At 72.7% G+C, this 13872-nt stretch carries 13 protein-coding genes; 12 read left to right on the top strand and 1 reads right to left on the bottom strand.

Annotated elements, in window-relative coordinates; genetic code table 11:
- The first annotated feature begins 347 nt into the window (after positions 1–347).
- The 11 genes from D6689_14520 to D6689_14470 are packed head-to-tail and all read left to right on the top strand — an operon-like array spanning position 348 to position 10457.
- Positions 348–524 carry a Flp family type IVb pilin gene (locus D6689_14520; GenBank protein ID RMH40206.1) on the top strand — a complete coding sequence of 59 codons (177 nt, stop codon included), beginning with the start codon at positions 348–350 and terminating at the stop codon, positions 522–524.
- A 34-nt stretch (positions 525–558) separates the two neighbouring features.
- A complete protein-coding gene (locus tag D6689_14515; protein ID RMH40205.1) occupies positions 559–1074 on the top strand; it encodes a prepilin peptidase in 516 nt (171 codons plus the stop codon).
- Positions 1071–1469: a hypothetical protein gene (locus tag D6689_14510; protein ID RMH40204.1), complete on the top strand. Its 399-nt coding sequence runs from the start codon at positions 1071–1073 to the stop codon at positions 1467–1469. Before D6689_14515 ends, D6689_14510 begins: the two co-directional genes overlap by 4 nt.
- Positions 1470–1480: 11 nt before the next feature.
- A complete protein-coding gene (cpaB, locus tag D6689_14505; protein ID RMH40203.1) occupies positions 1481–2434 on the top strand; it encodes a Flp pilus assembly protein CpaB in 954 nt (317 codons plus the stop codon).
- Complete coding sequence (locus D6689_14500) at positions 2424–3842, top strand: type II and III secretion system protein family protein (GenBank protein RMH40202.1); 1419 nt, start codon at positions 2424–2426, stop codon at positions 3840–3842. Before cpaB ends, D6689_14500 begins: the two co-directional genes overlap by 11 nt.
- A 34-nt stretch (positions 3843–3876) precedes the next feature.
- On the top strand, positions 3877–4995 hold the full coding sequence (locus tag D6689_14495) for a hypothetical protein (protein RMH40201.1): 1119 nt from the start codon (positions 3877–3879) through the stop codon (positions 4993–4995).
- Positions 4995–6335: a CpaF family protein gene (locus D6689_14490; GenBank protein ID RMH40200.1), complete on the top strand. Its 1341-nt coding sequence runs from the start codon at positions 4995–4997 to the stop codon at positions 6333–6335. The genes D6689_14495 and D6689_14490 overlap by 1 nt, the downstream gene beginning before the upstream one ends.
- On the top strand, positions 6332–7246 hold the full coding sequence (locus D6689_14485) for a hypothetical protein (GenBank protein RMH40199.1): 915 nt from the start codon (positions 6332–6334) through the stop codon (positions 7244–7246). The genes D6689_14490 and D6689_14485 overlap by 4 nt, the downstream gene beginning before the upstream one ends.
- 4 nt (positions 7247–7250) lie before the next feature.
- Positions 7251–8144: a type II secretion system F family protein gene (locus D6689_14480; protein RMH40198.1), complete on the top strand. Its 894-nt coding sequence runs from the start codon at positions 7251–7253 to the stop codon at positions 8142–8144.
- 8 nt (positions 8145–8152) lie between these two features.
- Positions 8153–8896 carry a tetratricopeptide repeat protein gene (locus D6689_14475; protein ID RMH40197.1) on the top strand — a complete coding sequence of 248 codons (744 nt, stop codon included), beginning with the start codon at positions 8153–8155 and terminating at the stop codon, positions 8894–8896.
- Positions 8897–8909: 13 nt separating this feature from the next.
- On the top strand, positions 8910–10457 hold the full coding sequence (locus D6689_14470; protein ID RMH40196.1) for a VWA domain-containing protein: 1548 nt from the start codon (positions 8910–8912) through the stop codon (positions 10455–10457).
- A 223-nt stretch (positions 10458–10680) separates the two neighbouring features.
- Here D6689_14470 and D6689_14465 read toward each other — a convergent pair whose 3' ends face one another.
- Positions 10681–11976, bottom strand: coding sequence for an FHA domain-containing protein (locus D6689_14465; protein RMH40207.1), 1296 nt, complete (start codon positions 11974–11976; stop codon positions 10681–10683).
- A 95-nt stretch (positions 11977–12071) separates the two neighbouring features.
- Between D6689_14465 and D6689_14460 the strand changes: the two genes are divergently transcribed.
- Positions 12072–13872 (top strand): serine/threonine protein kinase (locus D6689_14460; protein RMH40195.1); only part of this gene is annotated, 1801 nt, incomplete at its 3' end.

The following is a 13872-nucleotide window of genomic DNA, read 5'->3' as shown; positions in this document are numbered from 1 at the left end:
GTTGATTGACCCCACTTCCGCGCGCGCCGAGCGCCTGCTCGACTTACGATCTCCCACATGTCGCCCCGGCTCTCGGGTAGCAATCGGGTATCCGACGAAAATCATTACGGAGATGTCTAGGGACAACTGACCCTGCCAGGTCAGTTGTCCCCGCGCGACGTCGGGTCATTCGACCTCCGATTGTCCGCGCGCCGGCGGGATCTGCCGGGGCTCGTTGCCGCCTCGTCCAACGATTTCCGCCGGTTGCCTCGCGACCGCCCGGACACCGTGCGCCCATCCGGCGTCGGCACGCCCTTCGCACTACCAGCGGGCGTTCGCTCACAACCCAACCCTCGGGAGGACAAACGATGAACCACACCACCCTCGCTCGCCTCATCCACGAAGAAGACGCCGGCACCGCCGTAGAGTACGGCCTGATCACGGCCGTCATCGCCGTCGCGCTGATCGCCGCGCTCGTCGCGTTCAAGGACGAGATCGTCGGCATGTTCAACCGCGCCGGCGACAACGTCCGCGCGGCGACCTGATCGTCCGTCGAGCGCGCCACCCGGAGCCCGGCCGATGACCCACGCCGCCACCGCCACGCTGATCGCCGCCGCCGCCGCCGCGGCATGGAGCGACCTCCGCCACCGGCGCGTGTCCAACCGGCTCAACCTCGCGATCTTCGCGCTCGGGCTCGGGTGGCGCGTCGCGCTCGATCCGTCACTGTCGACCGTCGCGCTCGCGCTCGCGGGCGCGGCGGTCGGCTTCGCCCTGTTGTTCCCCCTGTTCGCCGCGCGGTGGACCGGCGCGGGTGACGTGAAGTTGCTCGCCGCGCTCGGCGCGTGGCTCGGGCCGTCGGCCATCGCGTACGCCGGCCTGTACGGCGTCGCCGGCGGCGGTGTGCTCGCGGCCGCGATGACGCTCGCCGGCGGCGCCGCCCTGCGCCGCGCGGTCGCGACCCACGTCGCGCTGTCGGTCGCGACGCTCACGGCGCCGCACGCCCCCCGGCGCGCGCGCCGCCACGTCGTGCCGATGGCGGTGCCGTTCGCGGTCGCCGCGGTCGCCGTGTTCGTCGCACGGGGAGGGCTGTCGTGAACCGGAACCCACGCGGCGAGCGCGGAGCGGTCAGCGTCGAGTTCGCGATGCTGTTGCCGCTGTTCCTCATCCTGCTGGTCGGCGGCGTCCACTTCGGTCGGGTGCTGTCGACCCGCCACCGGCTCAGCGACGCCGTCGGCTATGCGACGCGGGCGGCCGCGATCCGGCGCATCACCAACGCGGGCGCCATCCGCGGCATCCTCGAAGCGCGCCTCGGCGGCGCACGCGCCGACTGTTCCACCCTCAACGTGACCGCCACGACCTCTGTCGATTCGGCCGGGCTGTCGCGCCTCGAAGTCAGCGTCACCTGCACGCTCGCGGCCGGCTTCGGCCAGGCCCTGCTCGGGCCGGTCGGCCCCGACAACCTCACTGTCTCGGCGGCGATGCCGCTGTGACCCGGAGAGCCATGTCCGCACCCTCGCGCACGTCCTCGAAAGTCACCGCCGCCAAGTTCGGCGCGCTCGGGCTCGCCGCCGTCGCCCTCGGATGCGCGGCGCTCGCCGCGTTCTTCGTCGGCAACCTGCTCACCGCCAAGGGCTACACCGGCGAGCGCGTCGCGCCGGTCGTCGTAGCGAAGACCAATTTGCCCGCCGCCCGGCCGCTCGGCCCCGACGACCTCGCCGTCGTCAACTGGCCCGAAGCGTCGGTGCCGCCGGGCGCCTACTCGACGATCGAGGCGGTGTTCGCGGCGGATCCGCGGCCGGTCCCGTCGGTCGGTATCCTCGCCGGCGAACCGGTGGTCGCGTCGCGGTTGTCGATCGCCAAGGCCGGCACCGGGATCGCACGGCTCGTGCGCCCGAACATGCGCGCGGTCGCGCTCAAGGTCGACGACTCCGTGGGCTACACGGGCCTGGTCTACCCGGGCGCGTACGTCGACGTGATCGTCACCATCCGCGATCCGATGGGCCGTGGCCCGGTATCGCGCATCAGCGTGCAGAACGCGCGCGTGCTCACCGTCGGTGCGGACACCGACGTCGCGACGCGCCGCCCGCCGCAGAAGACGTCCGACAGAATCTCGAACCAGCCCGCCCACGCCGGCACGTACGTCACGCTCGAGGTCACCCCCGAGGAGGCCGAGATCCTGGCGATCGCGCGCAACGAGGGCGAAGTCGATCTGGCGCTCCGCAACGGCGCCGACAACCGCGAAGTCGACACGACCGGCGCGACCGCACACGAAATCGCGTACGGCCGCGACGCCGAGCCGGAAGCGCAGACCGCGCCGGCTCACGCCGCCCGAACCCGTCGAACCACCGCCAAGCCGCGCCGCGCCCGCCGGCGCATCCAGATCGTCGCCTCCGACGACCCCGACCAGCCCGCCGCCAAGGCTCCCGCCAAGATCGAGACCCACTATGCGAACTGACCGCCTGTACGCCGCGGCGATCGCCGTCGCCGCATGGCTCCCCTGCGCCGCGTTCGCCGGGGACGACGCACCGCGCCGAATCGACGTCCACGTCGCGTCGTCCCGCTACCTCGCGCTCGGCGACCGCATCACCTCCGTCGCGGTCGCGTCCAAAGACGTCGCCGAGGTCGCCGCGTTTCCGCCGGATCAGCTGCTGGTGACCGGCAAGACGCCGGGGACGACGACCGCCACGGTGTGGCACGGCCAACGCGTCGAAGTGCTGGTCATCGACGTCACCTACGACCTCGACGCCGTCCGCGACGCGCTGCGCGACGCGCTGCCCGGCGCCGAGAACATCGACGTGCGGCAGGCGGGCACCGCGCTCGCGCTCGCGGGCCGCGTCGCCGCCCCGGCGGACGTCGACCGGGCCGAGGAGATCGTCGCGGGCTACGCGCCCGGTGCCGCGATCGTCAACCTGATGACCGTCGCGGGCGACCAACAGGTTCAACTCGAGGTGTCGTTCGCCGAGGTGTCGCGTTCGGCGCTCAAGGAGATCGGCTTCAACTTCTGGTCGAAGGCCAAGCGCAGCGCCGGGGGCCTGATGAACCCGGCGACGAATCTCGAGTCGCTGTCGCCGCAAGCCAACACGTCGCCGGGAATCGCCGACCTCAACACCGCCGCCGACGGCGCCACTCCGCTGGTCGCCACGCCGCTGTCCGGCGCGTTCGGCGCGATCTTTTCCACCACGCTCGGCGAATTCCCGTTCTCGGCCGCGTTGTCGATCCTGTCGAACAAGGGATACGCGCGCGTGCTCGCGGAGCCGACCCTGGTGGCGATGTCCGGCCAGAGCGCGTCGTTTCTCGCCGGCGGCGAGTTTCCGATCCCGCTGCCGCAGTCGCTCGGCAACATCGGCGTCGAATACAAGAAGTTCGGCATCCAACTCGAGTTCACGCCGACCGTCATCGGCGACACGATCCAGGTCGGCGTCGGTGTGACCGTGTCCGACGTCGACTTCTCGCTCGGCCTCAAGCTGGAGAAGGTCACGGTCCCCGGCCTCACGTCGCGCCACGCCGAGACGACCGTGCGCGTCAAAGACGGTCAGTCGTTCGTGATCGCCGGGCTGCTGTCGGACAAGGTCCGGTCGAACGTGGACAAGGTGCCGTGGCTCGGTGATCTCCCCGTTCTCGGCGCGCTGTTCCGGTCGAGTTCCTACCGGCGCGACGAAACCGAGCTGCTCGTGGTCGTCACCGCCCACCGCGTGCGCCCGCTCGACGAGCGGCCGGAGTTGCCGGGCGAGTTCGACCGCGTCGACCCGAGCGACCTCGAGCTGTTCTTCCTCGGCCGTGCCGAGAGCCTGCCGGGGGGCGCGCCCCCGCGGCGGCGCGCGCCGAAACACAAGCCGGTCGGCGCGGTGGGATTCCAGCGGTAACGGAGAAAGGCAAACCATGGGACGCGAAGACACAGTGGTTTCTCGGCTGCCGAACCGGTTCGTTCGGGCGGCCACCCAGGTGAGCCAGATGCGGTCGCTCGCGTCGCTGCAAACGGACGACGACGCACCGACCGCGTGCGACGCGGGCCCGGCCGGCCTCGACGCGTCGGCGCGCCGCGCGATGGCGGCGCTCGAGGCGCTCGGCGCGCCGCCGGCGGCGGGCGGCGTGATCAGCGGCCCGTGGTCCCGCCCCGCGCCCGCGCCGCCGGTTGCGCAGCCCGTCCCGCCGCCGCCACCGCCCGCGGTCGACCCCGCCGCGCCGGCGCCGGCCACCGCGCGCCAGGGCAAGGTGCTGTGCGTGTTCGGCTGTCGCGGCGGCGCCGGCGCGACGACCCTCGCCGTCAACACCGCGGCGGCGCTCGCGCGCGCCGGCAAGCGCGTGTGCGTCATGGACCTCGACCTGCAACTCGGCGACGTGTTCGTCGCGCTCGACCTCGCGCCGGAGACGTCGATCGCCGCCCTCGCGCGCGAGGCGTCGACCATCGACGGCGCGGCGCTGCGCCGGCGGCTCGCCCGCCACGACGCCGGGTTCTACGCGATCACGCAGACCGGGCGGATCGACGACATCGACGAGCACCTGGTCGAGCGGCTGCCGGCGCTGCTCGCCACGCTCACGTCCGAGTTCGACTACGTCGTGGTCGATGGGATCCGCGACTTCGGCGACTACGCGCTCAGCGTGCTCGACATGGCCGACTCGGTGGCGCTCGTGGTCACGCAGGACGTCGCCGCGGTGCGCCGCGCGGCGCGCGTCGTGACGCTGTTCCGCCAGCTCGGCTACAGCGACCGCAAACTCCGGCTCGTCGTCAACCGCTGCGCGCGCCGCGCCGCGATCCCGGTGAGCGAGATCGAACGAGCGCTGGCGATGCCGGCCGCGGCGACCGTGCGCAACGACTACAAGCGCGTCCGCGGCGCGATGGACGACGGCGCCCTGATCGCCGACGTCGCGCGGACCAGCGGCGTCGCGAAGGACATCGACGCGCTGGCCGGTGTGCTCGCCGGCCGCACCGCGTCCGAAGCCGCGTCGTTGGTCGACGGCGTGCTGTCGGCCCCGGCGGCGAAACGCGGTTGGTTCCGCCGCAGGAGGAACGGCTGATGCGCCTGGCACAACGACTCGGCCGCGCGACCACCTCCCCCGTCGACGGCGATCGGGGCGCGTTCGTCGCGGACTCCCGCGACGACATGGTGTCGATCGCGCGGCGGCTACACCAAAAGATCCTCGACCGGCTCGACCTGGCGAAGCTGTCGCAAATGCCGGTGGAGCAGCTGCGCGGCCGCCTGCGCGCGACGGTCGAACAGCTCGTCGCGGCCGAAGGCCTGGCGATGGCCGAGTCGGAGCGGCTGGCGCTCGCGGACCAGATCGTCGATGAACTCGTCGGCCACGGGCCGCTCGAACCGCTGCTCAACGACCCGACCGTGTCCGACGTGCTGGTCAACGGGCATGACCGCGTGTACGTCGAGCGCAACGGCAAGCTCGAGCTGACGGACGTGCGGTTTCGCGACGAGCGCCACCTGATCCACACCATCCAGCGCATGGTCGCGCGCGTCGGCCGCCGGATCGACGAGTCGTCTCCGATGGTCGACGCGCGGCTGCCCGACGGCTCGCGGGTCAACGCCATCATTCCGCCGCTGGCGCTCGACGGCGCATCGCTGTCCATCCGCCGGTTCGGCAACAAACAGCTTACCGGCCCCGATCTCGTGCGCGCCGGCGCGATGAGCGAGACGATGTTGCGCTACCTGCACGCCGCCGTTCGTTCGCGTTGCTCCATCCTCGTCGCGGGCGGCACCGGCGCGGGCAAGACGACGCTTCTCAATCTGCTGTCGGGGTACATCGCCAAGGACGAGCGGATCATCACCATCGAGGACGCCGCCGAGCTTCGCCTCGCCCAGCCACACGTCGTGCGCCTCGAGTCGCGTCCGCCGAACCTGGAGGGGAAAGGCGAGGTGACGATCCGCGACCTCGTGAAGAACGCGCTGCGCATGCGGCCGGATCGCATCGTCGTCGGCGAGGTGCGCGGCGGCGAGGTGCTGGACATGCTGCAGGCGATGAATACGGGCCACGAGGGGTCGATGGCGACGATTCACGCCAACAGCGCCACCGACGCGATGAACCGGCTCATGACGATGCTCGGCATGACCGGCTCGGCGCTCACCGAGCAGACGATGGCGACCATGATCGCGCGGGCGGTTCACGTCGTCGTCCACCTGTCGCGCATGCAGGACGGCGCACGGCGGATCACCGAGATCGCCGAAGTCGTCGGTCTCGCGGGGACCGAGGTGCAGCTCAACACGGTGTTCCGCTACGAGCGCAGCGGCTTCCACTCCGACGGTCGCATGATCGGCCGCCACGTGCAGGTCGCCGACACGACGCTGCACGACCGTTTCCGCGCGGCCGGGCTCGCGAACGGGCAGACCAGCGGGGAGATCCGCCGATGATCGATCGGGTCACGACGTTCGTGTTCTTCGCGGTGCTCGCCGGCGGTGCGGCCGTGACGCTGCTGTGGCACGCGCGGCGACTGGCGCGCCTGGACGCGCTGCGCCGGCGGCTCGGGGAACTGCGGCCGGAAGCGGACGCGCTGCTGTCCGAGGCGGACGAACGCGACCGCGCCGGCGGCATCCGGCGCGTTCTCGCAGAGAGCGGTCTCGGGTGGACCGTCGGGCAGTTGTGCAGTCGCGCGCTGCTGGCAGCGGGCGCCGGCCTGCTCGTCGGCGCCGCGACGCGGTCCGGCGCGCTCGCCGTCGCGCTCGCGGGCGCCGGCGTCGCCGGACTGTGGCTGTTCGTCAAGGCGGCGCGCGCCCAGCGGCTGAAGAAGTGCGACGCCCAGATGCCACAGGCGCTCGAGATCATGGCGCTCGCCATGCGCGCCGGGCACGCGCTGCCGAGCGCGCTGGCGCTCGCCGCCGACGAGACGCCCGCGCCGCTGTGCCACGAGCTGCGCCGGGCCGCCGACGAGCAGGCGCTCGGTCGCCCGATCGGCGAGGTGCTCGAATCTCTCGGCCAACGCCTCCCGGGCTGCGACGCGGTCAACACGTTCGTGGTCGCCGTGCTCGTCCTGCAAGAGACGGGCGGCAACCTGATCTCGGTGATCGATCGCATCGTCGACAACGCGCGGGCGCGCGCGAACTACCTGTCGCGCCTGCGCGCGCTCACCGCCGAAGGCCGGTCGTCGGCCAAACTGCTCGCCCTGCTGCCCGGTGTGTTCGCGGTGCTCGCCGCGGCCACCGATCCGACCTACGCCGACTTCTTGCTCACGGATCCCGCGGGCCGCACGGTGGCGGTGCTGGCCGGCGGCCTGTGGGCGCTCGGAATCCTGTGGACGCGCCGCCTCGTGCGCGCGCTGGTGTGACGCGATGACCGCACTGTATGTAACGCAATGGATCGCCGCCGCGGCCGCCGCCGCCGGATGTGCCCTCGCTCTCGCCGCGCTGCGCCGCGCGCGCGCCGCGGCGGCAGCCGGAACCCGCGACGGCGACATCGCGGACGCGCCCGCGCCGCGCGGCTGGCTGCGCGCGCTCGCGGCGCCGGTGGCCGCGCGCCTGCGCCCGACGAGCCAGGCCGAACTCGACGAACTCACGACGCTGTTGATGCACGCCGGTCGCCGGCAGCGCGACGCGGTCGACCGCTATCTCGAGGAGCGCGTGCTCGCGCTCGTGGCCGGCCTCGTCGCGGCCGTCCCGCTCGCGATGGCGGTCGGCGGGCTGTGGGGCATGCTGCTGGCGGACGTCGCCATCGTCGCCGGCGTGCTCGGACCGAAGAAGGCGCTCGAACTGCGGGCGGCAGAGCGGCGCGACGCCATCGCGGCGGCGTTGCCGAGCGCGGTCGACCTGCTCACGACCTGCATTCAAGCCGGCCTCGCGCTCGACCAGGCGATCGCGCGCGTGGCTCGCGACCTCGAGCTGTCCGCGCCAATCCTCGCGGACGAGCTGCGGCTTACGGCCAGCGAACTCGACGCCGGCGTGAGCCTGCCGGACGGACTGCGCCGGCTGTCCCGCCGCGTCGGGCTCGACGACCTGTCGGCCCTGTGCGGCGTCATCGCGCAGGCCCACGGCCTCGGCGCGCCGATCGGCGACACGCTGCACGAGTACGCCGACAGCTCGCGCAAGCAGCGCATGTCGATGCTCGAGGAGCGCGCCGGCAAGATCGCCGCGCAGATCACGCTACCGCTGGCCATCTGCTTTCTGCCGGCGGCGATGCTGGTGATCCTCGGCCCCGCAGCCGTCCAGCTCATCCGCGCACTCCAATAGGACTCGCCATGACTCGTTGTAGCAGCAAGAACATCGCGCTCGCGCTGGCCGCGCTCGCGCTGGCGGTGCTGGCAGCCGGCTGCGGCGCCCGCCGACAACACGACACGATCGCCAGGCAGGGCCAGATGATGCGCGTCGAACTCGCGCGCACGTACATCGAAAAGGGCGCCCTGGAGGCGGCGATTCCGCTGTTGCGGCGCGCCGTGGCCGAGCGCCCGAACGACCCGCAGGTGCGCACGCTGTACGGCACGGTGCTCCGCGACCTCGGGCTGTACCCGCAGGCCGAGCAGCAGCTCCGATTTGCGCTCGACCGCGCGCCCGACTACGCGCCGGCGCACGCCGCGATCGCAATCCTGTTCGACTTGCAGCGGCGAAGCCGGGAGGCGCTCGCCCATCACCGGCGCGCCGTCGCTCTCGCGCCCCGCGTAGCCGCCTACCACAACAATCTCGGCTTTTCGTTGTACGTCGCCGGCGACCTCGACGGGGCGATCGCGCACTACGAACGCGCGCTGGCGCTCGATCCCGCGCTCGGCGTCGCCTACAACAACCTCGGCTTCGCCTACGGCCTGCGCGGCGACGTCGACGCCGCGCGCCGCGCATTCCGCGCGGTGGCGGCCGAGCCGGCGGCGCTGCTCAACCTCGCGCTCGTCTTCGAACAGCGCGGCGACGACGCGCGCGCCGCGGCCCTGCGCGAGCGCGCCTACGCGGCCGCGCCCGACCTGCGGCCGCGCGTTCAGGAGGTGACACGATGACCAGGACGACGACATGGCTCGGCGCGCTCGCGCTCGCGGCGCTCGCGACCGGCGGCTGCCGCGCGGCACACCTCGGGCCGGACACGGGCGAGACCTACCGCCGCGCGATCGAGCGGCAACGGGCGAGCGACGCGGAACCGGTCGCGGAACTCGACGCGGACGACGCGCGCGCGGCCGTCGCGGCGCAGCGCGGTCGCCGGGCGAAAGCGGGCGGCAAGGCCGGCGGCTCGGCTGCCGTCGTGACGACCTCGACCTCCAGCTCGTCTTCCGGGCTGTGGCAGGGCGCGACCGGGCCGATCCGGCTCGACGCGAAATAGCGATGCGGCGCGACGGCCAGCGCGGTGCGTTTACGCCGTTGGCCGGCGCGGCGGCGTTCGTGCTCGCGGCGCTCGCGCTCGGTGCGCTCACCGTCGGACGCCTCGCCGCCGTGCGCGCCGACGTGCAACGAGCGGCCGACGCGGCGGCGCTGGCCGCCGCCCAACTCGTGCGCGACCGCGGGCTCCCGTTCGACGGCACGATCCGTTCCGCCGCCGAAGACGTCGCGCGCCGCAACGTGCGCGTGCCGGTGACGTTCGCGTGGACCGTGTCGCAGGACGCCGACTCGGTGAACTTCGAGGTCACGGCGCGCGCGACCGTCACGGGGCCCACGTTGATCTTGTCGAGCGGAACCGCCGAGGTCGAGGGCCGCGCCGCGGCGCAGGTGTCGCAGTCGCGGTTCGACGACGCCGAGCGGCGCCTGCCCAAGCTCGCGCTGGTGCTCGACTACTCCGGCTCGATGGGGTGGCCGTTCGAGGGCGGCGGGATCAAGATCGACGTGCTCGAAGACAGCGTGTCCCAGCTACTCGCCCGCGGGCTCCGCGTCGACTACGGCGGCGTGTTCTTTTCGAGCAACGTGTTTCGCACGGTGCCGATCGGCCCGTCGGCCCCGGCGCAGATTCAGGCGATCATGGATGCATACGGCGCCGGCGGGGCCACCAACACCGCCGCCGCGCTGCTGGCGGCGCGCAACCTGCTCACGCCGACGGACAACACCGGTTGGTACGTGCTGCTGGTGTCGGACGGGGCCCCGTGTTGCGCCAGCAACTCGGTGTCGGCCGCGCGCAACGCGGCGGTGGCGCTGTGGGACAGCGACATCACGATCTTTACCCTCGAGATCCGCGACAACCCGCCGAACCCGACTCTCGCCGCGCTCATGACCGACGTCGCCGGTTCGCCGACGAGTCGCCGCGACCCGAACTATCACTTCGTCGCGTCGTCCGCCGCCGACCTCGTAAACCGGTTCGAAGACATCATCGCCAACATCGTCTGTACCGTCGGGCCGCTCGACCCGCCGCCGGCCGACCCCGCGAGCCTGCGCGTCTACCTCGCATCCGGCGGCGGCGAGCGGCCGGTCGCCGCGGTGCCCCCGGGGCGAGAACTCGCCGACTACCGCAGCGAGGAGCGGTTCCGCTACGAACCCGCCGATCGCAAGATCCGACTCACCGAAGCGGCGTGCGACGCGGTCCTCGACGCCGGCGACGAGATCGTCGTGCGATTCGACCGCCCGACGCTCACCGAGTGACGCGGACGACGCGGCGATCCCGGCCGGTCCGTCATGCCCGCGCGCACTGGGAGGCCGTCGCGCACGGCCACGCCGGCCAGGTTGCGACATGCGAGGAGAGATTCGCCGCGCCTCGGCAGCGCACGCGGGCGCGCCGGAGATCCGGATCCGGGGGGCGCGACAATGGACGCCGAAGATCGCCCGCAGGTCGCGACCGCAGCCCGTGGCGATGCGCGCCGGCCTCCTAGCGGCGCGATCCGCGACGGCCGGACGGCGCTGGGATACCGAGGCGCTGGAGCATCTTGTAGATCGACATGCGGTCGATGCCGGCCGCTCGGGCGGCGGCGGACACGTTGCCACCGTGGCGTTCGAGCAGTTTGGTCACATAGCATCGGTCGAACGCATCGACGAATTGCTGCTTGGCCTGTTTGAACGGCACGTCCACGTCGACCTCGACGGGCAGGTCGCGACCGCGCGGGACCGAGGGCGCCGCTCCGTGACGGCCCAGCGCGACGGCGGATTCGACCGCGTTGCGCAGCTCGCGCACGTTGCCGGGCCACGGATGGCGGCGCGCCCACTGCAAGAACTCATCGGGCAAGGGTGCGCTGCGCCCGCCCGGGATGTGGTCGAGGAAGTGCTCGATCAGCAGGTCGACGTCGCCTGGCCGGTCGCGCAGAGGCGGGACGCGAAGGACGGCGACGGCGATTCGGTAGTACAGGTCGGCCCGGAAGCTACCGCGGTTGACTTCGATCGGCAGATCGCGATGCGTGGCCGCCACGACGCGCACGTCGCACGGCACGTCGCGCGTGCTGCCGAGGCGGCGAACGCGACGCGCCTCGAGGACGCGCAGCAACTTGGGCTGGATGTCGACGGGCAGCTCACCGATTTCGTCGAGAAACAGCGTGCCGCCGTGCGCCGCCTCGAACACGCCCGCGCGCGACGTGGTCGCACCGGTGAACGCGCCGGGTTCGTGGCCGAACAGTTGATCTTCGAACAGACGCGGCGGCACGGCGCCGCAATCCAGCACGACGAACGGGCCGGACGCGCGCGGCGATAGCTCGTGGATCGCCTCCGCGACCAATTCCTTCCCGGTGCCGGTCTCCCCGGTCACGAGCACGGTGGACGGCGCCGCGGCGATCCGCGCGATGTCGTCGAACAGCCGCCGCATCGGGGCACTCGCGCCGACCATGCCGCCCAGGCGGCTCTCTCGCCACAGGGGGTACTCGACCGATTCTCCCAGCGGTGTGAACCGAACGGACGTGTCGCCCAAGGACACGATCGCACCCGGCGGCAGATACACGTCGAACACGCGCATGCCGGCGACGTATGTGCCGTTGGTGGACCCGAGGTCGCGTAGCCGGTAGCCGCGGTCGTCGAGGCGGATTTCGCAGTGCAACCCGGACACCTTCCGATCCGAGAGGCGCAGGTGTTCCGCTCCGCGGCCGATCAGGATCTCCGGCGCTGCGCACACGACGTCCACGCCCTGGTCCGGCCCCGCCAGCACTTCGAGCCGGCACTTGCGCACGCGCAATGCGTCGATCGCATCTGGCCGGCGGCTCAGCCACGTTCCGCTGGCGAGGTCGTCGGCGTGCACCACCGCGTTACAATACCATCGCGGCTTGCGCGGCCTCGTTGGTGACCTCGACGGCGACAGACCCCGCTTCGGCGAACACCGGGCGCGCGGGGAACGAGCGGTTTTCCGAGACGGTCGCCCCCGTGTGGCGCCTGCACGTGTTGCTCATCGGCGCCATCGGCATCGGCCTGGCGGGAGTGTGGGCTCTCGATCGGCCCGGGCGTCCGACCGGGATCGCCGTCGCCGCGCTCGTGGCGCAGGCGGCGTTGTTCGCCGCGACAATCCGCGCACTGCGCCGGCCGCGCGCCGGGGTTCGCCGTTGGCCGTACGCGCTGTGCGTTGCGCTCAGCGCGCTCACCGCGGTCGTCGCGTACTTTTTCGGACCGAACTCCGGGTTTGCGGGCGTCGTCGCGCTCGTTGTCGTGCTGGCGCGCCTGTTCACCGGCGGATGGGGCGTGCGATCGGGCCGAGCCCTGGCATGGACGATCTACGGATCGCTCGCCGGATGCCAGGCCGCGCTCGTCGCCCTCGTGGTCACCGGAACGATTCCCGACGCGTCGCTCGTGCCCCTGCTGGGCGACGGCCACGGCCCCGCGGTCGCCGTAGCGGCGCACGCGGCCATCCAGGCGGTCTGGCTCGCGGCGTTCTTCCTCGGCCGCCTGCTGCAGGATACGTACGGCGACCTCGCGGCGCGAGCGTTGGAGGCAAGTCGCGACGCACTGCGCCGGCAAGCGTTGCTGGCCGAGGTGCGCGCCGAATATGAGCGCGCGCTGGTCGCGGGCGGCCGCGGGGTGTTCTCGGGGCACCGGCTTGGCAACTACAGCCTCGGTCCGCTGATCGCGCGCGGCGGCGTCGGCGAGATCTATGAAGCGCGCGAGGTGGAGTCCGGTCGCCGCGCGGCCGTCAAGGTGCTGCGCGGCGACCGGCTCGGCAACCGCGAGGTCGTCGATCGGTTCTTGCGCGAAGCGGACGTGCTGCGCCGGATCGACAGCCCGCACGTCGCGCGAGTCTACGAGGTCGGCGGCGTCGACGGCGCCGTGCCGTACATCGCGATGGAGCTTCTCGGCGGTCGCGACCTTGCGGCCACCGTAGCCGCCAGCGGTCCGCTCGACCCGGCGCAGCTCGTGCAGCTCGCGCGCGACGTCGCCGCGGGCCTGGAGGCCGTGCACGCGGCGGGGCTCGTGCACGGCGATCTGACCCCGCGCAACGTCGTGCTCGCGAGCGCGGGAGGCTGGAAACTCGTCGACTTCGGGTTGGCGGCCGCCGCCGGCGATGCGGGAGCCGGGGTGACCGCAGCAACGGTGCCGTTCGCGGCCCCCGAGCGGCTGCGGGGCGCACCGGCGAACGCGGGCACCGATATATACGCGTTCGCCGCGGTGCTGTATACGGCGGTAACCGGCCGGCCGCCGTTCGACGCCGGCACATCCGCCGCGACCATCGCCGCCGTCGCCGAGACCATGCCGCCGTCGCCGATGGAACTGGCGCAGGTCCACCGCGACGTCGCCGCCGTGCTGCGCATCGGACTCGACAAGTCTCCTGCCATGCGGTTCGCGAGCGCGTCGGCGCTCGCCGACGCGCTGTGTGCGGCCGTCGTCGGCACGCTCGACCCCGCGGCTCGCGCGCTCGCCGAGGCGCTCGAGCGCGCGTTGCCGTGGGCGCCCGCCGACCACGTGGCGACCTCGATCCGGCTTGCCGCGGACGGCCCCGGCGCGACGACGATCGTCGACGAGGACTGTGCGCCGACGGCGGTCGCCCATGGGCCGGCACGTCCCGACGGGGAGCGCGGGCGCGCGGCACTCGCCGGCGCCGCGCCGAGCGCGACCGCCCCCGCCACGCCGCGCGCTCTCGCCCCCGCACTCGCCG

This window comes from Deltaproteobacteria bacterium, assembly GCA_003696105.1.
In the GTDB taxonomy this organism is placed as follows: Bacteria; Myxococcota_A; Polyangia; order Haliangiales; family J016; genus J016.
Note: the sequence above shows the minus strand (reverse complement) of the source record. Positions and strands in the feature narration are given on the sequence as shown.